Source organism: Stenotrophomonas sp. GD04054 (genome assembly GCF_029836955.1).
In the GTDB taxonomy this organism is placed as follows: domain Bacteria; phylum Pseudomonadota; class Gammaproteobacteria; order Xanthomonadales; family Xanthomonadaceae; genus Stenotrophomonas; species Stenotrophomonas maltophilia_A.
On sequence record NZ_JAOECR010000066.1, the window covers coordinates 1 to 20620 of the forward strand.

Here is a 20620-nt window from a genome sequence, read left to right on the forward strand (position 1 = left end):
ACGGTATAATCGGGGCCTCTTCATTGCTGTGGCCGCCCCCTTGAACGACACGCCCGAACCCGTCGTCTCCGAGCTGATCGACCTGCTCACCCTGGAGCGGCTGGAGGACAACCTGTTCCGCGGGCAGAGCCGCGACATCGGCACCAAGTACGTGTTCGGCGGCCAGGTGCTGGGCCAGGCGCTGGCTGCGGCGCAGGCCACGGTCGACAACGGGCGCCACGTGCACTCGCTGCACGCCTACTTCCTGCGCGCCGGCAACATCGACCACCCCATCGTCTACGACGTGGACCGTACCCGCGACGGCGGCAGTTTCTCGGTGCGCCGCGTCACTGCGATCCAGCACGGCAAGGTGATCTTCTTCTGCGCGGCCTCGTTCCAGCAGGCCGAGACCGGCGCCGAGCACCAGCACAAGATGCCCGAAGTGCCGCAGCCGGAAGACATCGAACCGAACCGTCCGCTGCCGGCCGAAGTGCTGGAGCGGCTGCCAATCAAGGTGCAGCGCTGGCTGTCACGCGGCGGCCCGTTCGAGTTCCGCCACGTCTACCCGCGTGACGAACTCAACCCGCCCAAGCGCCCGCCCTACCACCAGGTGTGGCTGCGCCTGAGCGAGCCGGTCGGCGATGCCCCGGAGCTGCACCAGGCACTGCTGGCCTATGCCTCCGACTTCCACCTGCTGGGCACCGCCACGTTCCCGCACGGCATCAGCTACTACCACCCGCACGTGCAGATGGCCTCGCTCGACCACGCGATCTGGTTCCACCGGCCGTTCCGTGCCGACGACTGGCTGCTGTACTCGCTGGACAGCCCCAGCGCGCAGGATTCGCGCGGTCTGGCCCGCGGCCAGTTCTTCACCCGCAATGGCGTGCTGGTGGCCAGCACCGCGCAGGAAGGCCTGATCCGCGTGGTTCCCGACCAGGCCGCGGCCGCCGCCGTGCCGGCCAAGGACTGATCCGATGCGCCAGATCTTCAGCAGCCAGCGTGTGGAAACCGTTGAAGGCGTCGCCGAGCTCCTGCGCGGGCATGGCATCGACGTCAAGGTGACCAATGGGCGCTCGTACAAGACCCGCCGCCGTGGTCAGTTCAGCTATACCGACCTGGGCAACGCCAACGCCTACCCGGCGGTGTGGATCGTGCGCGCCGACGACCAGCCGCGCGCGCGTGAAATCCTGCGCGAGGCTCGGCTGCTCGACACCACCCGCCGCGACCATCCGACCGCCGAATTCGCCTTCCGCGACACCGCAGAGACGACCGGCGGCGGCCGTGGCTGGGCCTGGCGCATCCGCATCGCCCTGCTGGTGGTGATCGCCGGCGTGGCGCTGGTGATCGGCCTGCGCCATCGCGGCGCCCCGGCGCCGGTCGCACCGGCCCCTGCCCCGCAGACCCAGCCGCAGCAGACACAACCGGCTCCGCAGGCCGCACCGGAAGAGGAAGAAATCCGGGTTCGCATCCAGCCCTCGAAGTGACGCACGGGTAGTGCCGGCCGCTGGCCGGCAGCCGAAAAAGGGGACGGAGGGGATTAAGTCGTTTGTGGCACAAACGACTTAATCCCCTCCGTCCCCTTTTTTTGGTCACACTTCGCGCGCGGCTCCGTCCTGGGACACAATCCCAGCAGGAGAGCCGCCGCCATGACGACGTTCGCCGCATCGATCGACCAGACCCTGGAACGCGAACTGCCTGCCGCCGCCAGCGGTTGCCAGCACGCCTATGGCCGCATCGTGCTGGCCTGCCAGAACACGGTTACCGCCATCGCCCTGGCCATCACCCGCGATCGTCAGGCCAGCGAGGACATCGCCCAGGAGGCCTTCGTGAAGGGCTGGCAGCAGCTGCACCAGCTGCGCAGCTCGACCAGTTTCCTGCCCTGGCTGCGGCAGATCACCCGCAACCTGGCCCGCGACTGGCTGCGCGCGCAGCGCGGCCGGCCACTGACCGGCGAGGCCGCCGAGGTGGCAATGGGCATGGCGGCCGACCCGGCCCCGGGCGCGGCCGACCGGCTGCAACGGGTGGAAGAAGAGATCGCCGCCGAGGACATCATTTCCGCGTTGCCGGCCGACAGCCGCGAAGTACTGTTGCTGTACTACCGCGAAGGCCAGCGCTCGCAGCAGGTGGCCGACCTGCTTGGGCTCAGTGACGCCGCCGTGCGCAAGCGCCTGTCGCGTGCCCGCGCGCTGGTGCGCGACGGCCTGCTGCAACGCTTCGGCGAGTTCGCGCGCAGCAGCGCACCCAGTGCCGCGTTCGCTACGGCGGTGGTTTCGATGGTACTGGTGGCTGCGCCCGGCACGGCCAGTGCTGCGGTGCTGCTCGGCACCGGTGTCGGCATCGGCGGCAGCAAGCTTGGCCTCGGCGGTGCCAGCGCTGCGGGCGGCACCGCGATGGGCTCGCTGACTGCCACGCTGGGCCAGCTGCACGTGCTGCCGGCCGAAAGCTGGGGGGCGGTGATCGGCGGCGTGGTCGGTGGTGCGATCGGCAGCTATCTCGGCGGCCGCTTCCTGATGTCGTACACCGAAACGGCGTCCGAGCGCCGCGACGTGCGCCGCTTCCTCTACCTCAACATCATCACCGGCATGTTCTGGTGCCTGGCGATCCTGCTGGCTGTGATGCTGCAGGCGCCGGTCTGGGCGCAGCTGACGGTGCTGGCGGTAGGCCTGGGCGTGGTCAATTACCAGTGCCTGGTGCCGCTGCAGCGGGTGATGGCACCGATGATCGCGCGCGATTCGGCGCGGCGCGGCCGCACCGGCATCAACTGGAAGTTCGAATCGATGTACGGCCGCACCGGCATCATCGCCATGAACCTGATGGTCATCGCGCTTGTGGTGTACTCACTGATGCGCAGCGGCCGCCTGTAACGGACAACGCCGGCAGTGCGCCGGCGTTGTCGTCATTCACTGCGTTGAACCTCAGCGCTGCGGCTTCGGCGCCGCGCCATCGCGCGGACCGCCGTGGCGCGGGCCACCGTGCATCGGGCCCTTGGCCGCGTCGAACTCGGCCTTGCTCAGCTGGCCATCCTTGTTGGTGTCGGCGGCGGCGAACCAGGCATCACGACGCTGCTTCATGCGCAGCTCGCGGTCGGCCTTGTCCAGGTAACCGTCCTTGTTGAGGTCGAGCTGGTCGAAGCGCGCGGCCAGGCGCGGATCGGCCTTGGCTTCCTCGCGGCTGATGCGGCCGTCCTTGTTGATGTCCAGCTTGGCCCAGCGCTCACCGCCGTGGCCACCACGGCGACCATGCTGCCAGCGCGGCAGCTCATCGCGCGAGAGCTTGCCGTCCTTGTTCTTGTCCAGCTCGTCGAACTTCGCGGCCAGGCGCGGGTTGGCAGCGGCCTCGCTGCGGTCGATCACGCCGTCGCCGTTGGTGTCCAGCTTGGCCGGGCGCTGCGCCGGCGCGGTCGGGGTATCGGCGGCCAGCGCGATACCGGTAGCGGAAGTGCCGAGCAGCAGGGCCAGCAGCAGGGGGGTACGGATCATGGGGTCACTCCTGGGGATGGGGATTGCGTCGGGGTGATCACTTCACCCTCGGGAGACAACAACGCCCGGGTGCGACATCGGTTGACGCCGCTGCCGGTTCCATTCATCCGGCGGACAGTCGCCGCCACTGCGACAGGCTGGGGCTATGCTGTGCCCATGGCGATTCACGGCGACAGAGACGACGAACTGCGGCTTTTCCAGACCGGCGAGCACCCCTGCGGGTACTGGTCGGACCGGGTGGCACGCGACCTGGTGCTGGACCCGCACGACCGTCGTCTCGGCGGCCTGTACCCGCTGGCATTGAGCTGGGGCTTCCGCCGCAGCGGCGACCTGGTCTACCGCCCGCACTGCGCACACTGCCAGGCCTGCGTGGCGGTGCGTATTCCGGTGGCTCGCTTCGCCCCCGACCGCAGCCAGCGCCGCTGTGCCGCCCGCAATGAAGACCTGGAAGTACGCATCACCGCCGCCACCGCCCGCGACGACCTGTTCGCGCTGTATCACCGCTACCTGACCCACCGCCATGCCAACGGCGGCATGGATGACCACGGCCCGCACGAGTTCGAGCAGTTCCTGATCGGCAGCTGGTCGCACACCCGCTTCATGGAGATGCGCCTGCCCGGCCACGACGGCCAGCCCAGCCAGTTGCTGGGTGTGGCGGTGACCGACGTCACCGAGCACGGCCTGTCGGCGGTCTACACCTTCTTCGACCCGGAGCACGCCGCGCGCGGGCTGGGCACCTTCGCGATCCTGCAGCAGATCGAATGGGCCCGCCGCGAGGGCCTGCCGCACGTCTACCTGGGCTACTGGATCCGCGGGCATCAGAAGATGGACTACAAACGGCGCTATCGACCGCTGGAAGCCTATGACGGCCGCCGCTGGCACGATTTCGACGACGAACTGGACGGACGCTGACAAACCACTGACACCGGGCCGGGTGCACAATACGGCGCATGAACCTCCGACCCCAGATCCTCGCCCTGGCCCTGCTCTGCGGCGCCACCGCCCCCGCCCCCGCCTTCGCCACGTCCCCTGCGATGACCGAAAAGCCGTCCGCTGCGCTGCGCCTAGCCACCTACAACACCTCGCTGTACTCCGATGACGCCGGTGGCCTGATCAAGGAACTGGAAGGCGACAGCGAGCACGCACGCAAGATCGCCGCGGTGCTGCAGCAGGTGCGCCCGGACCTGGTGCTGCTGAACGAATTCGACTTCGACGACGCTCATCGCGCCGCCGACCTGTTCCAGAAGCGCTACCTGGACGTCGCCCAGCCCGGTGGCGGCAAGCCGCTGCACTTCGCCTACCGCTACCTGGCCCCGGTCAACACCGGCGTGCCCAGCGGCCTGGACCTGGACAACAACGGCGTGGTCGGCGGCGAAGGCCGCAGCCGCGGCAACGATGCCTGGGGCTACGGCCTGCACCCGGGCCAGTACGGCATGCTGGTGCTGTCGCGCTACCCGATCGATGAAGCCAAGGTGCGCAGCTTCCAGCTGCTGAAGTGGAGCGCGATGCCGGGCGCGATCCGTCCGGTCGACCCGCGCACCGGCAAGAGCTTCTACAACGACCATGTGTGGTCGCAGCTGCGGCTGTCGTCGAAGTCACATTGGGACGTGCCGGTGAAGACCCCGGCCGGCGTGGTCCACGCTCTGGTCTCGCACCCGACCCCGCCAGTGTTCGATGGCCCGGAAAAGCGCAACGCCGCGCGCAACCACGACGAACTGCGCCTGTGGCAGGAATACCTGTCCAAGGGAGACAAGCCGTGGCTGTGCGACGACAAGGGCCAGTGCGGCGGCCTGGCGCAGGACGCGCGCTTCGTGATCCTCGGCGACCTCAACAACGACCCGGTCGACGGCGATGGCCGCCATGAGGCGATCGTCGAACTGATCGAGAACGCCCGCGTGCTGCGCTACCCCACCCCGCGCAGCGTCGGCGGCGAGCAGACCTGCCTGGCCTATGCGGCCAAGGGCATCGAGCGCAAGGGCGCACCGTTCCACGCCACTGGCGATTTCGGCCCGAAGTCCGGCACCATGCGCCTGGATTACGTGCTGCCCTCGACCGGTTTCGAATACGTGGGCAGCGGCATCTTCTGGCCGGCCAATGAAAGCCCGGAAGCGAAGATCGCCGACGGTAGCGACCACCACCTGGTGTGGGTGGACGTGAAGCCGTAACCCCCACAAAAAGGGGACGGAGGGGATTAAGTCGTTTGTGCCACAAACGACTTAATCCCCTCCGTCCCCTTTTTGCTTTACGGGCGCAGTTCGACGCCGATCGCTTCGGCGGCATCACGCGCGATGGCGCGCGCTTCGTCGATGGTTTCCGCGCGCGCCAGGGTCACGCCCACGCGGCGATGGCCGTGCACGCTCGGCTTGCCGAACAGGCGCACGGCGGTGTCCGGCACCTGCAGGGCGGCGGCGACGTTGTTGAAGTACGGCACGCCCTCGCCATGCGCCAGCAGCGCGCACGAGGCCGACGGGCCGCTCTGGCGGATCACCGGGATCGGCAGGCCGAGGATGGCGCGCGCATGCAGCGCGAACTCGCTCAGTTCCTGCGAAACAAGCGTCACCAGGCCGGTGTCGTGCGGGCGCGGCGACACTTCGCTGAACCACACCTCGTCGCCCTTCACGAACAGCTCGACACCGAACAGGCCCCAGCCACCGAGGTCATCGGTGATCGCGCGCGAAATCTCTTCGGCACGCGCCAGTGCCGCGCTCGACATCGGCTGCGGCTGCCAGCTTTCGCGGTAATCACCGTCCTTCTGCAGATGGCCGATCGGCGCGCAGAACGAGGTGCCGCCGGCATGGCGCACGGTCAGCAGGGTGATCTCGTAATCGAAATCGATGAAACCTTCGACGATGCAGCGGCCGGCACCGGCACGGCCACCGGTCTGCGCATAGTCCCAGGCGGGTGCGATGTCCGCCTCGCTGCGCAGGGTGCTCTGGCCCTTGCCCGAGGACGACATCACCGGCTTGACCACGCACGGCAGGCCGATGGCGGCCACGGCGGCGCGGTACTCGGCTTCGGTATCGACGAAGCGGTACGGCGAGGTCGGCAGGCCCAGGGTCTCGGCGGCCAGGCGGCGGATGCCTTCGCGGTCCATGGTCAGGCGTGCGGCGCGCGCGGTCGGGATCACCCGCAGGCCCTGCTCCTGTTCCAGCTGGACCAGGGTTTCAGTGTGGATGGCCTCGATCTCCGGCACCACCAGGTGCGGCTGCTCCTGGGCGATCAGGGCACGCAGCGCCATCGCATCCAGCATGTCGATCACATGCGAGCGGTGCGCCACCTGCATGGCCGGGGCGTCGGCATAGCGGTCGGCGGCGATCACTTCCACGCCCAGCCGCTGCAGCTCGATGGCCACCTCCTTGCCGAGTTCGCCCGAGCCCAGCAGCAGCACGCGGGTGGCAGAGGGGGACAACGGAGTTCCAAGCTTGGCCATGGCGGTTCCAGCAGCGATGTGAAGGCGGGTGGGCATTCTAGCTGGCCGGGCACCCCGACCATGGCATCCGACGAACGGTCGCCTTGATGTGATATCACTTTGATATCTTCATTCCGAACCCTCAAGGACGTACCGCCATGAAAGAGAAGTCGCTGTCTTCGCTCAACGGCCTCGGCACGCTGGCCGGCGCCCTGCTTGTCGCCCTCGCCGGCGGCGCCCTGTTCGTACTGGGGGTAGCAGCCAAGGCCAGCACCGGTTCCCCCAACCTGCTGCTGATGCTGGCCGGCATCCTGGTGGCGGCGCTGGCGATCTTCGCCCTGGCCGGCCTGTACACGGTCCAGCCCAACCAGGCGGCGGTGCTGAGCCTGTTCGGCAAATACGTGGGCACCGTGAAGGACAACGGCCTGCGCTGGAACAACCCCTTCTACGCCAAGCGCCGGGTCAGCCAGCGCGTGCGCAACTTCGAGAGCGGCAAGCTGAAGGTCAACGAGCTGGACGGCAGCCCGATCGAGATCGCCGCGGTCATCGTCTGGCAGGTGGTCGATGCCTCCGAGGCGGTCTACAACGTGGACGACTACGAGAGCTTCGTGCACATCCAGTCCGAATCGGCGCTGCGCGCGATGGCCACCAGCTACCCCTACGACCAGCATGAGGATGGCCAGCTGGCCCTGCGCAGTCATGCCAGCGAGATTTCCCAGCACCTGAAGAACGAACTGGCCGAGCGCCTGGCCGACGCCGGCGTGCAGGTGATCGATGCGCGCATCAGCCACCTCGCCTACGCCGCCGAAATCGCCCAGGCGATGCTGCAGCGGCAGCAGGCCAACGCGGTGATCGCCGCACGCACGCGCATCGTTGCCGGTGCGGTCGGCATGGTCGAGATGGCCCTGGCCGAACTGCAGAAGAACGGCGTGGTGCAGCTGGACGAGGAACGCAAGGCGCACATGGTCAGCAACCTGCTGACCGTGCTGTGCTCGGACCGCGGCACCCAGCCGATCGTCAATGCAGGCTCGCTGTATTGAGCCACACTCGCAACGGGGCGCCCCACCGCCCCGCCAGGAGCCCCCATGAGTGAGAAGAAAGCCTACCCGCTGCGCATCAACGCCGACGTCCTGGCTGCGGCGCAGCGCTGGGCTGATGACGAGCTGCGCAGCCTCAACGCTCAGATCGAATACGTGCTGCGCGACGCGCTGCGCAAGGCAGGACGCCTGCCCAAACCCAAGGCATCGCCGGAGGACAAGGAATGAGCAAGCGCTGGAGCTACCAGACGATCGAGGTCAAGACCTCCATGATGGGCGTACTCAAGGCCGAGGATGTCCAGGCCGAGCTGAGCCGGCAGGGCCAGCTGGGCTGGGAGCTGGTCAACATCATCATCCCGGCGCCGATGCGCCCGGCGATGCTGGTGTTCAAGAAGGAGGCCTGAACCATGGGCGGCAGTGACCCGAAACCCTTTGACGTGGCCGAGAGTTCGCCGCTGCGCGTGCTGTGGATCGTGCTGCCGCTGCTGGCTGCCTTCGTGGCCTGCCTGTATGCGCAGCTGTACAAGGCACCGGCGAACGCACCCTGGATCGAAGTAACGCTGTCGCCGCCCTGGTTCCGGATGGGCGGCAGTGCGGCATGGAGCCTGATCGTCATCGCTGTACTCGCTGTCGGGCTGGGGGTCGCCTTCTTCCGCCGCCGGGTGGAGCTGGCCGGCAACGTGCTGGACGTGCGCTCGACGATGTACCGGCGGCGCGTGCCGGTGGCGCAGCTGCGGCTGGACCAGGCCGAGGTGGTCGACCTGCAGCGTGACCGCCGCTATGGCATCCGTGTCAAAACCAATGGCTATTCAATGCCGGGCTTCTACTCGGGCCACTTCCGCCTGCAGGGTGGCGGCAAGGGCTTCGCGCTGGTCACCGACCGTGCGCGTGTCCTCGCCCTGCCGGTCAGTGATGGCAGCACGCTGCTGCTCAGCGTGGACCGGCCGCAGGCGCTGCTCGATGCGCTGCGCAAGGTGGCCGCGTCGGCACCACGGCAGTAAGCTGAGGCGATGCAACGACGCCCGCCCCTGCTGATCAATACCGAGGCCATCGAGCTGTGGCCCGCCCACCTGCTGCGCGCGCGCAGCAACCTGGATGCACGCCTGCTGTCGCAGGCGCAGTGGGTGCTGCGGCGCAAGCGTGATGGCCGCTACCTGGCGGCGGTACTGCCGCACGGCGTGCATTCGATGGTGCCGCGCCTGCCGCGCGAGCCCGGGGTCGAGGATGCACTGGCGCTGCTGGACACCGCGGCTGCACGGCCCTTCGGCGCCGGACTGGAAGATCAGTGGCTGCCGCTGGCCGGGTTGCAGCAGCGCCTGCAGCAGCTTGGCCTGGACCCGCAGCGCTACGCCGACGACAGCGGCCTGCCGCTGGAACCCGAACCCTGCCTGCTGCATTTTGCCGGCCGCGATCGCTTCGCCCGCCCGCTGTGGCTGCGCCGTGGCGCCGCGCAGGGCTGGCGACGGATGCGACTGCATGCGGCACAGGATGGCATTGCGCTGGACGCCATCTCCGGCTTCCGCAGCCATGCCTACCAGTTGGGCATCTTCGAACGGAAGCTGGCGCGCGGCCTGAGCGTGGCGGAGATCCTGAAGGTCAATGCCGCCCCGGGTTTCAGCGAACACCACAGCGGCCACGCGCTGGACATCGGTACACCGGGCGACGCCCCGGCTGAAGAATCGTTCGAAGCCACCGACGCGTTTGCGTGGCTGCAGGCGAATGCCGGTAGGCATGGCTTCCAGCTGAGCTACCCGCGCGACAACCCGCACGGCATCGTCTACGAACCCTGGCACTGGTGCTGGAAACCGGCCAACGGCTGAGCCCCTCGTGGCGAAAGCCTGAAGCAGTCAATGCATGGCCGCGGGCGGGATGAACTTGCGGGGGCCGCCGTGAATCCGTCCGTGGAGGCTTGGGCGCCGCATCCATGCGGCTTACACCCCCGCAAGCCCACCCCGCCCGCGTCCTGGAATTATTCCGTGTGCGTCCGCCACGGAATGGAACAAGAGAGCAAAGACAAAAGCCGGTCGCTTCGCTCGAAGCCGAGCATGGCTCGGCTCTACAGAAGCTGTCGGCGCAACGATCCCATGTAGAGCCGAGCCATGCTCGGCTGCTCCCCGCAGTGCCGTCACCGCCTCAACGCATTGATCGCCAGCAGCACCCATCCAGCCATCATGCTGGTGCCACCGATCGGTGCCATCCGCGTCGGCCACTGCCACAACGCACCGCCCACCAGGCTGCCGGAAAACAGCAGCACGCCCAGCAGCAGCACGTACAACGCCAGGTGCGCGATCGCGCCCTGCGCGCGCGGCCCGAGCGCCACCAGTACCGCGCCATGCGCGAACGCATAGAGCGCCGCCATGTTCAGATGCTGCTGCGCCAGCGGGTCGGCCACACCGTGCGAGGCATAGGCCGACAGGCCGATAGAGGCGGCGGCCAGCAGCGCCCCCAGGCAGGCCAGCAGTGATGGCTTACGTGCGCGACGTTCGAGATTGAACATGTGGGCTCCTTGCGCAGCGCCCTTGCCGGGCGCCAGATGAAAAAAAACGCGCCGCAATGAGCGGCGCGTTTTCGTGTCCAACACTACATGGGTCAGCCGAGGCTTACTTGACGGCCCAGTAGATGTCGTAGGTCGCTTCCGGGGTGAACGACTTGTCCAGACCGTCCTTCCAGGTTTCGTACGGGCGATCGACCACTTCCGAACCGTTGGTCACAGCCCAGGCACGCAGGCCGTTGCGGGCCACGTCCAGACCCGCCATGTGGCCGGTGTAGGCGGCATGCGCCGAACGGTGCGGGGCCACGTGCACGTACTTGACCGGAGCGCCGCCGTCGATCTTGACGGTCAGCTCTTCAGCGGTGGCACCTTCAGCACCCTTCTTCTTCACCGGCTGGGCGATGTCGAAGGCGTACTTCTCCTGACCGAAATCGGTGGTGATGATGCGGAACGGACCGGCGGCTTCAAGGCCATTGGCCTCCATCACGCGCTTGATCCACTCCTGGTTGTCCTTGATGGACTTGGTGATCGTGTCCTGACCGCGGTCCACGTTACCGGCGTTGACGACCAGCAGGTCTTCAGCCGGCACATTGACGATGGCCAGATCGGTCAGCGGGGCTTCCGGGGTGCGGTAGTCCACGTTCGGGACGCTGGCCAGCATGTTGGCCATACGCGACAGACCCATCTTGATGTCGTCGCCGATCTGGCGGCTGACATACAGGCCGGCATAACGGCCGAACAGGTCGAAGCCGTACTTCACCGAGTAGTCCTGGGTGATCTTGACGTTGCGGCCACCCTTGCCGGTCGGCTCCAGCGTGAAGGTGGTGATCTTGTCGTGACCCTTGGTGGCGTCATCGATGGCGATCGCAACACGCTTGTTCTCTTCGGCTTCGGTGATCTTCCAGGAACCGGTGCCCAGGTCCTTGGAGGTGAAGTCGAGGGTGGCACCGACGCCGGAGGCCGGGCCGGACAGCTTCAGTTCAACGGCGGGATCGCGCAGTACCAGCGGGTTCCAGTCCTTGAAGCGGCGCAGGCTGCTGACCGTGTCGTACACGATCGTCATCTTGCGGTTGGTCTCGATGCTTTCGGTGATGTGACGCTCGCCCGGCAGACATACGCCAATGATGACGAACAGGCCAGCCACGATCCCCAAGGCGATCAGGAACTCGATAATACGGGTCATTCAGAGAGTCTCCGGGGCCGATCCCACGGCCGGGTTGATTGAAGCGAAGCGCCAATCCTAGCAGGCTTCGCGGGCATTGTTTATCGGGATTGGCGCACCGGTTTCCCTGCCGGCTGCGTATTTGTATGGACAAAGAATTCGAAGGGTACCGCATACCGATACCCGTGAAGTAGGGGGCAACCCCACCCGAGGGCCATGACTGGACCTCAAGTCATTGTCCTGAAAAGGTTTTCCTCAGACCAGCTGGAGTTCGAACGCCTTCAGTACGGCGCGCGTACGGTCGCGCACGCCCAGCTTGGACAGGATGTTGGACACGTGGTTCTTGATGGTGCCTTCGGCCACACCCAGCGAGTTGGCGATCTCCTTGTTGGAGAAGCCACTGGCCATCAGGCGCAGGATCTCGGTCTCGCGGTCGGTCAACGGGTCCGGGCGGTCCAGGCTGACGAACTCGTTGCGCATGTGCTCCAGGCCGGACAGCAGGCGCTGGGTCACGGCCGGCTGCACCAGCGAACCGCCGTCGGCCACGGTGCGGATGGCACCGACCAGCTGCGCCAGGGTCACGTCCTTGAGCAGGTAGCCCTTGGCTCCGGCCTTGAGCCCGGCCAGCACCAGCTGGTCGTCGTCGAAGGTGGTGAGGATGATGGTCGGCGGCAGCTGCTCCTGGCGCGACAGCACCTGCAGCGCCTCCAGCCCGGACATCACCGGCATGCGCATGTCCATCAGCACCACGTCGGGGCGCACCTGCGGTATCAGTTCGACCGCCTGCCGGCCATCGCCGGCCTCGGCCACCACCTCGATACCGTCGTCGAGCGCCAGCAGGGAGCGGATTCCCTGCCGCACCAGGGTTTGGTCGTCGACCAGGCAGACGCGAATCATCAACGCACTCCTTCAGGAACCTTGGTAAGGGCGGCCACCAGCACCGTTGCCGGCACCGTCGCCCGCAGCCGGAAGCCTTCACCGGGAAGGGTTTCGACCTGCAGCTGGCCACCACATTGTTGCAGGCGCTCGCGCATGCCGCGCAAGCCATTGCCCACATTGACCATATCCGCGCCGACGCCGTCGTCGCGGGCCTCCACCACCACCCGGTCGGGGGCTTCACGGTACACCTTGATCCACAGGTGGCGGGCGCCGGCATGGCGCACCGCGTTGGTGATGATCTCCTGGGTACAGCGCAGCAGCACGTGGGCCCGTTGCGGGTCCTCCACGTTCAGCGGATCCTCGATCTCCAGCTGGATGTCCAGCGAGGGCACGTTCTCGGTCAGCGGGCGCAGCGCTGCGGCCAGGTCGATGGCACCGGTCTCGCGCAGCTGGCTGACCACCTCGCGCACGTTGCCCAGCAGCAGCTTGGCCAATGCGTGGGAACGCTTCACATGCTCCAGCGCCTGGCCGTCGGCCAGGTGGCCGGCCACTTCCAGGTTCAGGGTCAGCGCGGTCAGCTGGTGGCCCAGCAGGTCATGCAGCTCGCGCGAGATGCGCGTGCGCTCATTGACCCGGGCGCTCTCGGCCAGCAGGGCGCGGGTGGCACGCAGTTCCGAGTTGAGCCGGCGCTGTTCGTCGCGGGCCTCGGCCTGGCGACGGGCCACCAGCGCGATCACGAACACGAAGCTGGAGAAGCCCATGTAGCCCACCGCCTGCAGCACGGCGATGAACGGCGGGAAGCCCAGCGGCTGGATGTAGACCGGCAACACCGCCAGGTTGCTGGCCACCAGCCAGACCACGCCGATGCGCGGCCCCAGCAGCCATGGCAGCAGGCCGGCCACCACCATCAGCAGGATGCTGCCCAGCGCGGTACCGGAAAAATAGCTCACGCCGATCGCGCAGGCGGTCAGCAGGATCAGCGCCGCGTGGTCGAAGAAGCCCGGACGGCCCTCGCCCAGCGAGCGGGTCAGCGCCCAGTACACGATGCCGAAAGCCAGGTAGGCCGAGGCCCAAGGAATGATGCGGAAGCCGGCTTCGCCGTCCAGCGTCTCCAGCGTCAGCGAGACAGGATCGATCAGGTAGATCGCGAGCCAAAGGCCGACGGTGCCCCAGGTGAACAACCCGGAGTAGCGCAGCATCGCATTGTGGTTCAGTCGGGCCAGCATCCCTCATCGTAGCCCGTGCACGGCCGCTCCCAAGCGCCGAAAGTCATGCTCGGGCATATCCCCTGTTCATGCCGCAGCCCACCCCGGGCATGCAATAATCGTGCGCAGGGTCCAATTTGACGGACCAACCGCGTTACCCCACGGAGTCACAATGTCGATTGTCATCCGCGACGTGCGCGAGCACGAGCTCGATTCCGTCCTGGCTTTGAACAACAACGCTGGCCTGGCCATCCTTCCCCTGGATGCGGCCCGCCTGCGCCTGTTCTACGAAACCGCTGAATATTTCCGCGTCGCCGAGCGCGACGGCAACCTGGCCGGCTTCCTGATCGGCTTCGGCAGCGACAGCCAGCACGACAGCAGCAATTTCGCCTGGTTCAAGCAGCAGCTGGACACCCCGTTCTTCTACATCGACCGCATCGTGGTCGCCAGCCGCCGTCGTGGCGGTGGCGTCGGCCGTGCGTTCTATGCCGACGCGCAGAGCTTTGCCGAGCTGCGCTACCCGCAGATGACCTGCGAAGTCTTCCTCGACCATGGCGCCGATGCCGCCCTGCTCTTCCACGGCAGCTTCGGCTTCCGCGAGCTGGGTCAGAACACCATGCCGCAGGTCGACGTGCGCGCCAGCATGCTGGCCAAGGAACTGTGCAGCTACCCGTGGGTCCAGGAGACCTACGGCGGCAAGCTGCCGGATGTGGCATGGACACGTGCCCGGCATCTGCCGGCGCAGGCACAGCGGCCGACGGGGACCTGAGCGTGGCGGTGAATTTCGATTACGAACAGGCCGGTGAACTGAAGATCGGCCAGGTGGGCATCGCCAACCTGCGCATCCGTACCCTTGATGTCGAACGCCTCGTGCAGGAAATGCGCGAACGCGTCACCCGTGCGCCGAAACTGTTCGGCCGCGCCGCGGTGATCCTCGACTTCGGCGGCCTGAGCCAGGTGCCGGACGTGGCCACCGCGCAGGCGCTGGTCGATGGCCTGCGCAGTGCCGGCGTGCTGCCGGTGGCGCTGGCCTATGGCACCAGCGCGGTCGACCTGCTCTCGCAGCAGCTCGGGCTGCCACTGCTGGCCAAGTTCCGCGCCCAGTACGAGCGTGCCGAGGCCGAGCCGGCCCCGCCGCCGCCGCCCGCGCCGGAACCGCGTCGCGCAGCCCGTGCCGAACCGAAGCCGGCACCGGCCACGCCGGTGGCCAAGGTTGCCGACGCCGCCGCACCGCAGCCGGGCCGCATGCAGCTGGGCAACGTGCGTTCGGGCCAGCAGCTGTACGCTGAAAACTGCGACCTGACCGTGATGGCCACCGTCGGCGCCGGCGCCGAGGTCATCGCCGATGGCAGCATCCACATCTACGGCACCCTGCGCGGCCGTGCGCTGGCAGGGGCACAGGGCAACACCGCGGCACGCATCTTCTGCCGTGATTTCCATGCGGAACTGGTCGCCATTGCAGGCCACTACAAGGTACTGGACGATGTCCCGGACTCCCTGCGCGGCAAGGCCGTGCAGGTGTGGCTGGAACAGGACCAGATCAAGATCGCTGCGCTGGACTGACGCAGCACCCAAACAGAATCATCAGGAGAAGTCCTTTGGCTGAAATCATCGTAGTCACCTCCGGCAAGGGCGGCGTCGGCAAGACCACTTCCAGCGCGAGCCTGGCCTGCGGCCTGGCACGGCGCGGCAAGAAGGTGGCGGTGATCGACTTCGACGTCGGCCTGCGCAACCTCGACCTGATCATGGGCTGCGAACGCCGCGTGGTGTACGACTTCGTCAACGTCGTGCACGGCGAAGCGACCCTCAAGCAGGCCCTGATCAAGGACAAGCGCTTCGAGAACCTGTACGTGCTGGCCGCCTCGCAGACCCGCGACAAGGACGCACTGACCCAGGAAGGCGTGGGCAAGGTCCTGAAGGACCTGGCCGCCGACGGCTTCGACTACATCATCTGCGACTCCCCGGCCGGCATCGAGAAGGGCGCCTTCCTGGCGATGTACTTCGCCGACCGTGCGGTGGTGGTGGTGAACCCGGAAGTGTCGTCGGTGCGCGACTCGGACCGCATCATCGGCCTGCTCGACTCGAAGACCCACAAGGCCGAGTCCGGCCAGGACGTGCCGGCCTTCCTGCTGCTGACCCGCTACACCCCGCTGCGCGTGGAAAGCGGCGAGATGCTCAGCATCGCCGACGTCGAGGAAGTGCTCGGCCTGAAGGCGATCGGCGTGATCCCCGAGTCGGGTGACGTGCTCAACGCCTCCAACAAGGGCGAGCCGGTCATCCTGGATGTCGAGTCCGCAGCCGGCCAGGCCTACGACGACGCCGTCGCGCGCATCCTCGGCGAAGAACGCCCGATGCGCTTCACCAACGTCGAGAAGAAGGGCTTCTTCAGCAAGCTGTTCGGAGGGTAAGCATGGGCCTGTTTGATTTCCTCAAAGCGAAGAAGACCACCGCCGAAACCGCCAAGAACCGCCTGCAGATCATCATCGCGCAGGAGCGCAGCAACCGCGGCGGCCCCGATTACCTGCCGCTGCTGCAGCGCGAGCTGCTGGAAGTGATCAAGAAGTACGTGAACATCGACGTCGATGCAGTGAAGGTCGACCTGGTGAAGGATGGCCAGCACGATGTGCTGGACATCTCCGTGGCGCTGCCTGAAGGCCCGGACAAACCCTGAAGCTCTGCCCCGCCCGTGCCTGCACGGGCGGGGCTGCCTGACCCGCATGACCGATACAACAACCGCCGTGGACATCACCTGCGTGGGCGACATCGCCTTCGCTGATGCGCAGTGCCTGCTCGCCGCGCATGGCCTGCAGCTGCACCACGTCGCGGCCGGTGAACCGATTCCCGGCAGCTACTGGGGCGAGCCCGAGGCCGGCATCATCGCCAGCAACGTGTACGTGCGCGATGACACGCCCGTGCACTCGATGCTGCACGAAGCCTGCCATCTGATCGTGCTGCCGCCGGAGCGGCGTGCGCAGGTGCATACCGACGCCACCGACTCGGTGGCCGAGGAAGATGCCACCTGCTACCTGCAGATCGTGCTGGCCGGGCAGCTGCCTGGCGTTGGCAGTGCGCGGTTGATGGCCGACATGGATGCCTGGGGGTATACGTATCGGCTGGGGTCGACGAAAGCGTGGTTTGAAGAGGACGCCGAAGACGCGAAAGCGTGGCTGGTCGAACGCGGGTTGCCGGTGGCGTAAAGCCGCGGGCGCGGTTGGCCACGGGCGCGTGGCGACGCGCCGGACCTTGCGGCGCCCCTCTTTTCACTCGGCGCGGTTCGAGCAGGACGCCGAAGACGCGAAGGCGTGGTTGATCGAACGCGGATTGCCGGTGGCGTAACGCATCGGTAGTGCCGGCCGTTGGCCGGCAACCTCATGAACCCGTGCAGCATTACCTGGTTGCCGGCCAGCGGCCGGCACTACCCCATCAGCCCTGCCCTGCCAGCGCGCGCAGGGTAATGCCGACGATGTAGGCCAGGTAGGTGCCGGTGGCGTAGCCCATCGTGCCCAGCAACACGCCCACCGGCGCCAGGGCCGGATGGAACGCTGCAGCCACCACCGGCGCCGAAGCCGGGCCACCGATGTTCGACTGCGAACCGATCGCGAAGTAGAAGAACGGCACTTTCAGCAGCTTGCCCAGGCACCACAGCAGCGCGATGTGCACGGCAATCCAGATCAGGCCGAGCAGGAACAGCCACGGGCGGTCCAGCAGCGCCAGCAGATCCATCTGCATGCCGATGCAGGCAATCAGGAAGTACAGCAGCAGCGAACCCAGCCGCGAGGCGCCTGCACCTTCCAGCGTGCGTGCACGGGTGAAGCTCAGGCTCAGGCCCAGCGTGGTCGACAGCACCACCACCCACACGAACGGCGCATCCAGGCTGAACTGCGAGGCCCAGCTGACATTGGCCTTGAACCATGCCGCCAGCGGCGCACCGATCGCGTGTGACAGACCCACGCCGCCGAAGGCCACCGCCACGATCAGCATCAGGTCGGTGAGGCTGGGAATACGCTCGTGCTCGGCCTGGAAGCGCGCGATGCGCTCCTTCAGCTCATCGATGGCCGACGTGTCGGCACCGCTGCGCGCGTCGATCTTCGCTGCGCGCCCGGCCAGGAAGATCAGCGCGGCCATCCACACGTAACCGACACCGACATCGACCACCGCGAACTGGCCGAACGTGGTGGCGTTGACGTCGAACACTTCGCGCATCGCCAGCATGTTGGCCCCGCCACCGATCCAGCTGCCGGCCAGTGCGGCCATGCCGGCCCAGGTGTCACCGGCCACCGTTTCCGGATGCAGCGCGCGCATCACCAGGAAAGCCACCACCGCACCCAGCATGATGCTCGCGGACGCACCCAGGTACATCAGCACCAGCTTCGGGCCGAGCCGCAGGATGCCCTTGATGTCCACCGCCAGGGTCAGCAGGATCAACGCTGCCGGCAGCAGGATGTCGCGTGCGATCGGGTTGTAGAGCTTGGTGTTCTGGCCGTCGATCAGGCCGACGGTGTTGTAGATGCCGGGAATCAGGTAGCACAGCAGCAGTGCCGGCACGAACGTGTAGAAGCGTTTCCACAGGCCCTGTTCACGCGAGGCGGTCCAGAACACGGCGCCCAGGGTGGCGGCGATCAAACCGAAGACGACAATGTCGTTCTGGATCAGGGCGGTCGAGGGCATGCAGGCGCTCTGGGTAGAGCCGGCCGCTGGCCGGCTGCTGTTGGCGGCAGATCAGGAAGGTGTGCCGACCAACGGTCGGCACCCACCGGTACAGCAGATGGCGAAACAAAAGCGCCGCCCCGAAGGGCAGCGCTGCAGTCATCAGTTGCCGATGTGCTGCTTCAGCCAGGCATTGACGGTGTCATGCCACAGGATGCTGTTGTTCGGCTTCAGCACCCAGTGGTTTTCATCCGGGAAGTACAGGAACTTCGATTCGATGCCCTGGCGCTGGGCGGCGGTGAACGCGGCCAGGCCCTGCTCGACCGGAATACGGAAGTCCTGCTGGCCGTGGATGACCAGGATCGGCTTCTTCCAGTCCGCCACGTGGTTGACCGGGTTGAACTTCTCGTAGTTCGCGGCCTTCTGGTACGGCGTACCGCCCTGCTCCCACTCGGTGAACCACAGTTCTTCGGTGGCGTAGCCCATCATGCGCTGGTCGAACACGCCGTCATGGTTGACCAGGCACTTGAACGGGCCGTTCCAGTTGCCGGCGATCCAGTTGACCATGAAGCCGCCGTAGCTGGCGCCCAGCGCACAGGCCTTGTCACCGTTGAGGAAGGAATACTTCTTCAGCGCCGCATCCCATCCCTTCTGCAGGTCTTCCAGCGGGCGGTCGCCCCAGTGCTGGCTGATCGCATCGGTGAAGGCCTGGCCATAGCCGGTGGAGCCGTGGAAGTCGATCATCACCACGGCGTAGCCCTGGCCCGCATAGGTCTGCGGATTCCAGCGGTAGCTCCAGCCATTGCCGAAGCTGCCCTGCGGGCCGCCGTGGATCAGGAACGCGACCGGGTACGACTTGCCTTCCTGGTAGTTGTGCGGCTTGACCACATAGCCGTGCACGGTGTCGTTGTTCCAGCCCTTGAACTCGAACTGTTCGTAGTCACCGAAGCTGACGTCCTTGAGCACGTCGCCAGCGGCCGGAGTCAGCGCGCGCAGCTCGCCGATGGCTTCGCCGGCGGCCGGCAGCAGGCCGACCAGCACCTGGTCGTTGCTCTTCAGGCTGTTGCGGGTGATCGCCACGCTGGTGCCGGCCACGTCCACCGAGGTCACGCTGCCGTCGCCGATCAGCTTGGTGGCCTTGCCGCTGGCCACGTCGATCTGGAACAGCGGGTGCTCGCCGAGGTCATCGGCGGTGGTGTAGATGCTGGCGCCGTCGGCGGACAGGGTGATACCGCCAGCCGAGCGATCCCATTGCGGCGCGATCTCACGGCTCTTGCCGCTGGCCAGGTCCATCGCCATCAGGCCGAAACGGTCGGCCTCGAAGCCCGGGCGCTTCATCGCACGGTAGAACAGGGTCTTGCCGTCGGCACTGAACACCGGGCCGGCATCCCAGGCCGGATTGGAGGCGGTCAGATTGACCGGCGCCTGCTTGCCCGCAGCGTCGAAGCGGTACAGGTCGAAGTTGGTCGACCACGGCTCCTGCTTGCCGGCCACGCGGATGCTGGCCACCACGCTGGCGCCATCCGGCGACCAGGCGAAATCGTCATTGCCACCGAACGGCTTGGACGGTGCATCGCCGTCGATGGTCGCGCTCAGCGCCGAGGCGCCCTTGACCGCGCCGGCCTTGGCTGCCGGCAGCGGTGCCACGAACAGGGTGTTGCGGCGGCCGTCGTTCCAGGTATCCCAGTGGCGCACGAACAGCGAATCCCACACCTGGCCGCTGGCCTTGGCGTCCTTCTTTTCCTTCAGCTTCTTCTCGGTGCATGCCAGGTCCGAGGCACAGGCCTGGAACACGCCGGCGCTGAACAGCACGCGGTCGTCCTGCGGTGACACGTGGTAGCTGTCCACGTCCACCGGGAAGTCGGTCAGCTGGCGCGGGGTGCCGCCGTTGATCGGCTGCGCGTACAGCTGCTGGCTGCCGTTCTTGGCACTGAGGAAATACACGGTCTGGCCATCGGCCGACAGCGACGCGGAATTGACGCTCCAGCCGGCCGGGGTGATCTGCTTCGGCGGGGCCGCGTCACGGGTGCGCAGGTTGCGCGCGAACAGCGCGGTGGAGGCCTTCAGGTTGGCGTCCACGCTGCGCTTGGCGAACACCACAGTGCCACCGTCCGTGGTCAGTACCGGCGCGGAGACGCGGTCCATGGCCACCATGTCGCGGACTTCCAGGCCACGGGCAGCGGCAACGCTGGGCAGGGCAGCCAGCAGGCTCAGTGGCAGCAGGGCATGACGCAGTTTCATCGGGGTCTCCGCAGGACGGCAAAAAACCGATGGTAGGCCCGTGCGGCCGGGGCTGCCAAGGCCATCGGTCATGGCTGCGCGCGGGGTTGGC

23 protein-coding genes are annotated in these 20620 nt (G+C 67.1%); 15 read left to right on the forward strand and 8 right to left on the reverse strand.

Annotated elements, in window-relative coordinates:
• The first annotated feature begins 40 nt into the window (after window positions 1-40).
• The 3 genes from tesB to N7573_RS20250 all read left to right on the forward strand — a co-directional run bounded on the left by tesB (window position 41) and on the right by N7573_RS20250 (window position 2843).
• On the forward strand, window positions 41-949 hold the full coding sequence (gene tesB / locus N7573_RS20240) for an acyl-CoA thioesterase II (protein WP_008265305.1): 909 nt from the start codon (window positions 41-43) through the stop codon (window positions 947-949).
• A gap of 4 nt (window positions 950-953) precedes the next feature.
• Window positions 954-1463 (forward strand): pathogenicity-like protein, encoded by a 510-nt coding sequence (locus tag N7573_RS20245; protein ID WP_279913043.1) that lies wholly within the window; start codon window positions 954-956, stop codon window positions 1461-1463.
• Window positions 1464-1625: 162 nt separating this feature from the next.
• Window positions 1626-2843 carry a sigma-70 family RNA polymerase sigma factor gene (locus tag N7573_RS20250; RefSeq protein ID WP_049398908.1) on the forward strand — a complete coding sequence of 406 codons (1218 nt, stop codon included), beginning with the start codon at window positions 1626-1628 and terminating at the stop codon, window positions 2841-2843.
• A 51-nt stretch (window positions 2844-2894) separates the two neighbouring features.
• Here the strand turns inward: N7573_RS20250 and N7573_RS20255 are convergent, their stop codons facing one another.
• Complete coding sequence (locus N7573_RS20255) at window positions 2895-3458, reverse strand: EF-hand domain-containing protein (protein WP_279913046.1); 564 nt, start codon at window positions 3456-3458, stop codon at window positions 2895-2897.
• Between the two features lie 156 nt (window positions 3459-3614).
• On the opposite strand from N7573_RS20255, the gene N7573_RS20260 reads away from it, so the two are divergent.
• Together N7573_RS20260 and N7573_RS20265 are read left to right on the forward strand one after the other, a co-directional pair.
• On the forward strand, window positions 3615-4370 hold the full coding sequence (locus N7573_RS20260) for an arginyltransferase (RefSeq protein ID WP_279913048.1): 756 nt from the start codon (window positions 3615-3617) through the stop codon (window positions 4368-4370).
• Between the two features lie 38 nt (window positions 4371-4408).
• Window positions 4409-5623: an endonuclease/exonuclease/phosphatase family protein gene (locus tag N7573_RS20265; protein ID WP_279913050.1), complete on the forward strand. Its 1215-nt coding sequence runs from the start codon at window positions 4409-4411 to the stop codon at window positions 5621-5623.
• Between the two features lie 77 nt (window positions 5624-5700).
• On the opposite strand, the gene purT is transcribed toward N7573_RS20265, so the two are convergent.
• Window positions 5701-6888 carry a formate-dependent phosphoribosylglycinamide formyltransferase gene (gene purT / locus N7573_RS20270; RefSeq protein WP_065183122.1) on the reverse strand — a complete coding sequence of 396 codons (1188 nt, stop codon included), beginning with the start codon at window positions 6886-6888 and terminating at the stop codon, window positions 5701-5703.
• Window positions 6889-7025: 137 nt separating this feature from the next.
• On the opposite strand from purT, the gene N7573_RS20275 reads away from it, so the two are divergent.
• Genes N7573_RS20275 through N7573_RS20295 form a run of 5 tightly spaced genes read left to right on the forward strand, consistent with a single transcriptional unit; the run spans window position 7026 to window position 9724 of the window.
• A complete protein-coding gene (locus N7573_RS20275) occupies window positions 7026-7907 on the forward strand; it encodes an SPFH domain-containing protein (RefSeq protein ID WP_032127597.1) in 882 nt (293 codons plus the stop codon).
• 45 nt (window positions 7908-7952) lie between these two features.
• Window positions 7953-8132, forward strand: coding sequence for a hypothetical protein (locus N7573_RS20280; RefSeq protein WP_049398902.1), 180 nt, complete (start codon window positions 7953-7955; stop codon window positions 8130-8132).
• On the forward strand, window positions 8129-8308 hold the full coding sequence (locus tag N7573_RS20285) for a DUF4177 domain-containing protein (RefSeq protein ID WP_032127598.1): 180 nt from the start codon (window positions 8129-8131) through the stop codon (window positions 8306-8308). The genes N7573_RS20280 and N7573_RS20285 overlap by 4 nt, the downstream gene beginning before the upstream one ends.
• A 3-nt stretch (window positions 8309-8311) precedes the next feature.
• Window positions 8312-8905, forward strand: coding sequence for a PH domain-containing protein (locus tag N7573_RS20290; RefSeq protein ID WP_279913054.1), 594 nt, complete (start codon window positions 8312-8314; stop codon window positions 8903-8905).
• Window positions 8906-8914: 9 nt separating this feature from the next.
• Window positions 8915-9724 (forward strand): M15 family metallopeptidase, encoded by an 810-nt coding sequence (locus tag N7573_RS20295; RefSeq protein WP_279913056.1) that lies wholly within the window; start codon window positions 8915-8917, stop codon window positions 9722-9724.
• Window positions 9725-10029: 305 nt separating this feature from the next.
• On the opposite strand, the gene N7573_RS20300 is transcribed toward N7573_RS20295, so the two are convergent.
• The 4 genes from N7573_RS20300 to N7573_RS20315 form a co-directional block, all read right to left on the reverse strand.
• Entirely contained in the window at window positions 10030-10401 is a 372-nt protein-coding gene (locus N7573_RS20300; RefSeq protein ID WP_019659313.1) for a DUF423 domain-containing protein, read from the reverse strand.
• 103 nt (window positions 10402-10504) lie between these two features.
• On the reverse strand, window positions 10505-11578 hold the full coding sequence (locus tag N7573_RS20305; RefSeq protein WP_032127602.1) for an SRPBCC family protein: 1074 nt from the start codon (window positions 11576-11578) through the stop codon (window positions 10505-10507).
• Window positions 11579-11812: 234 nt separating this feature from the next.
• A complete protein-coding gene (locus N7573_RS20310; protein WP_006424175.1) occupies window positions 11813-12454 on the reverse strand; it encodes a response regulator transcription factor in 642 nt (213 codons plus the stop codon).
• Complete coding sequence (locus tag N7573_RS20315) at window positions 12454-13662, reverse strand: sensor histidine kinase (RefSeq protein WP_279913060.1); 1209 nt, start codon at window positions 13660-13662, stop codon at window positions 12454-12456. Before N7573_RS20315 ends, N7573_RS20310 begins: the two co-directional genes overlap by 1 nt.
• Window positions 13663-13813: 151 nt before the next feature.
• On the opposite strand from N7573_RS20315, the gene N7573_RS20320 reads away from it, so the two are divergent.
• From N7573_RS20320 to N7573_RS20340, 5 genes are read left to right on the forward strand one after another with little or no spacing between them, the layout of a single operon-like run.
• Window positions 13814-14410: a GNAT family N-acetyltransferase gene (locus N7573_RS20320; protein ID WP_032127604.1), complete on the forward strand. Its 597-nt coding sequence runs from the start codon at window positions 13814-13816 to the stop codon at window positions 14408-14410.
• Window positions 14356-15204, forward strand: a complete 849-nt coding sequence (gene minC, locus N7573_RS20325; protein WP_050509775.1) for a septum site-determining protein MinC — start codon at window positions 14356-14358, stop codon at window positions 15202-15204. Before N7573_RS20320 ends, minC begins: the two co-directional genes overlap by 55 nt.
• A 35-nt stretch (window positions 15205-15239) precedes the next feature.
• A complete protein-coding gene (gene minD, locus N7573_RS20330) occupies window positions 15240-16049 on the forward strand; it encodes a septum site-determining protein MinD (RefSeq protein WP_010483375.1) in 810 nt (269 codons plus the stop codon).
• A 2-nt stretch (window positions 16050-16051) separates the two neighbouring features.
• Entirely contained in the window at window positions 16052-16312 is a 261-nt protein-coding gene (minE, locus tag N7573_RS20335; RefSeq protein ID WP_004148073.1) for a cell division topological specificity factor MinE, read from the forward strand.
• A 46-nt stretch (window positions 16313-16358) separates the two neighbouring features.
• Window positions 16359-16838 (forward strand): hypothetical protein, encoded by a 480-nt coding sequence (locus N7573_RS20340; RefSeq protein ID WP_049398895.1) that lies wholly within the window; start codon window positions 16359-16361, stop codon window positions 16836-16838.
• 226 nt (window positions 16839-17064) lie between these two features.
• Here the strand turns inward: N7573_RS20340 and N7573_RS20345 are convergent, their stop codons facing one another.
• Both N7573_RS20345 and N7573_RS20350 read right to left on the reverse strand, forming a co-directional pair.
• Window positions 17065-18309 (reverse strand): DUF819 family protein, encoded by a 1245-nt coding sequence (locus N7573_RS20345; protein ID WP_125893773.1) that lies wholly within the window; start codon window positions 18307-18309, stop codon window positions 17065-17067.
• A gap of 141 nt (window positions 18310-18450) precedes the next feature.
• Window positions 18451-20529: a S9 family peptidase gene (locus tag N7573_RS20350; RefSeq protein WP_149909369.1), complete on the reverse strand. Its 2079-nt coding sequence runs from the start codon at window positions 20527-20529 to the stop codon at window positions 18451-18453.
• Window positions 20530-20620 lie beyond the last annotated feature (91 nt).

What these genes read in the sequence shown, in the direction of transcription:
- N7573_RS20245 (WP_279913043.1), top strand. Translation starts at nt 954, where the DNA reads ATGCGCCAGATCTTCAGCAGCCAGCGTGTGGAAACCGTTGAAGGCGTC.
- N7573_RS20250 (WP_049398908.1), top strand. Translation starts at nt 1,626, where the DNA reads ATGACGACGTTCGCCGCATCGATCGACCAGACCCTGGAACGCGAACTG.
- N7573_RS20255 (WP_279913046.1), bottom strand. Translation starts at nt 3,458, where the DNA reads ATGATCCGTACCCCCCTGCTGCTGGCCCTGCTGCTCGGCACTTCCGCT.
- N7573_RS20260 (WP_279913048.1), top strand. Translation starts at nt 3,615, where the DNA reads ATGGCGATTCACGGCGACAGAGACGACGAACTGCGGCTTTTCCAGACC.
- N7573_RS20265 (WP_279913050.1), top strand. Translation starts at nt 4,409, where the DNA reads ATGAACCTCCGACCCCAGATCCTCGCCCTGGCCCTGCTCTGCGGCGCC.
- purT (WP_065183122.1), bottom strand. Translation starts at nt 6,888, where the DNA reads ATGGCCAAGCTTGGAACTCCGTTGTCCCCCTCTGCCACCCGCGTGCTG.
- N7573_RS20275 (WP_032127597.1), top strand. Translation starts at nt 7,026, where the DNA reads ATGAAAGAGAAGTCGCTGTCTTCGCTCAACGGCCTCGGCACGCTGGCC.
- N7573_RS20280 (WP_049398902.1), top strand. Translation starts at nt 7,953, where the DNA reads ATGAGTGAGAAGAAAGCCTACCCGCTGCGCATCAACGCCGACGTCCTG.
- N7573_RS20285 (WP_032127598.1), top strand. Translation starts at nt 8,129, where the DNA reads ATGAGCAAGCGCTGGAGCTACCAGACGATCGAGGTCAAGACCTCCATG.
- N7573_RS20290 (WP_279913054.1), top strand. Translation starts at nt 8,312, where the DNA reads ATGGGCGGCAGTGACCCGAAACCCTTTGACGTGGCCGAGAGTTCGCCG.
- N7573_RS20295 (WP_279913056.1), top strand. Translation starts at nt 8,915, where the DNA reads ATGCAACGACGCCCGCCCCTGCTGATCAATACCGAGGCCATCGAGCTG.
- N7573_RS20300 (WP_019659313.1), bottom strand. Translation starts at nt 10,401, where the DNA reads ATGTTCAATCTCGAACGTCGCGCACGTAAGCCATCACTGCTGGCCTGC.
- N7573_RS20305 (WP_032127602.1), bottom strand. Translation starts at nt 11,578, where the DNA reads ATGACCCGTATTATCGAGTTCCTGATCGCCTTGGGGATCGTGGCTGGC.
- N7573_RS20310 (WP_006424175.1), bottom strand. Translation starts at nt 12,454, where the DNA reads ATGATTCGCGTCTGCCTGGTCGACGACCAAACCCTGGTGCGGCAGGGA.
- N7573_RS20315 (WP_279913060.1), bottom strand. Translation starts at nt 13,662, where the DNA reads ATGCTGGCCCGACTGAACCACAATGCGATGCTGCGCTACTCCGGGTTG.
- N7573_RS20320 (WP_032127604.1), top strand. Translation starts at nt 13,814, where the DNA reads ATGTCGATTGTCATCCGCGACGTGCGCGAGCACGAGCTCGATTCCGTC.
- minC (WP_050509775.1), top strand. Translation starts at nt 14,356, where the DNA reads ATGGACACGTGCCCGGCATCTGCCGGCGCAGGCACAGCGGCCGACGGG.
- minE (WP_004148073.1), top strand. Translation starts at nt 16,052, where the DNA reads ATGGGCCTGTTTGATTTCCTCAAAGCGAAGAAGACCACCGCCGAAACC.
- N7573_RS20340 (WP_049398895.1), top strand. Translation starts at nt 16,359, where the DNA reads ATGACCGATACAACAACCGCCGTGGACATCACCTGCGTGGGCGACATC.
- N7573_RS20345 (WP_125893773.1), bottom strand. Translation starts at nt 18,309, where the DNA reads ATGCCCTCGACCGCCCTGATCCAGAACGACATTGTCGTCTTCGGTTTG.
- N7573_RS20350 (WP_149909369.1), bottom strand. Translation starts at nt 20,529, where the DNA reads ATGAAACTGCGTCATGCCCTGCTGCCACTGAGCCTGCTGGCTGCCCTG.